Here is an 825-nt window from a genome sequence, read left to right on the forward strand (position 1 = left end):
TGCTTTTCTCTACCATACGTATAGTGTACCTTTAAATCCCCTCTCTTTTCAAATCAAGTGATAGTGATTAACGTTTGAGGTGATAGGCTTTCTAGCGGGTAAAACTTTATACTTTCCTATTCTATAAGAAAAACTGCCAGTCCGGCAGACAAGTACATCGATTTATACTGCTTTCGTTTATCTTTATCGACATTTTTATACATCGCATAAGCCAGTCCCATTAAAATACCTGACGATCCAATCATTTGACCTACTTTAAAGCGAGCTGGTACGAAAGTTTCCATGGCATACTGATATGTGCTGGTATCTCCAGCAGCATCCAGATTGACCAGGTCACGTGCCCATGCCAGCCACAACGGATCCTGTCCAAATACCAGCGCACCTTCCTGCGCTCCACTCAGCACCTCGTAGGTTCCTCCAAGTGGTGTATAGTTGATTGGAATGGTCAGCATATGATGCAGACCGAACGGCAGCAATAGTCGTTCAAGAGTCCCGAAAAGGAAGGGAGCCACGACTGGGGCCGTATCCTGTGATTCAGCTATCCATACCCCGAAACTGTTGATTCCGCCTTGGATGACCGGCCAGACAATTGAAAGCACAACGGCCGCAATCAGTGACCATAAAATTACAACGAAAGGAACGAATCGCTTACCATTGAAGAATGACAAAGCATCCGGTAATTTTCTGAAGTTGTAGTATTTATCTAAAATAGCCGAGAAGACCCCCACTTCTTACGAAGTGTAAAGTGGGGGATGAATCGGCTTCGGACACGGGGTGGCTTTAGCCGTCCCGATTGTCCGATTGTTCGAGTGCTGTTTGAATCAA

At 45.3% G+C, this 825-nt stretch carries 1 pseudogene; it reads right to left on the reverse strand.

Features of this window, described 5'->3' with window-relative positions:
• Window positions 1-125: 125 nt before the first annotated feature.
• Window positions 126-728 (reverse strand): annotated as a pseudogene (locus ACYQ2O_RS12490) (PTS transporter subunit EIIC); the annotation flags it as partial.
• Between the last annotated feature and the right edge of the window lie 97 nt (window positions 729-825).

The organism is Alkalibacterium sp. m-11, from assembly GCF_054658155.1.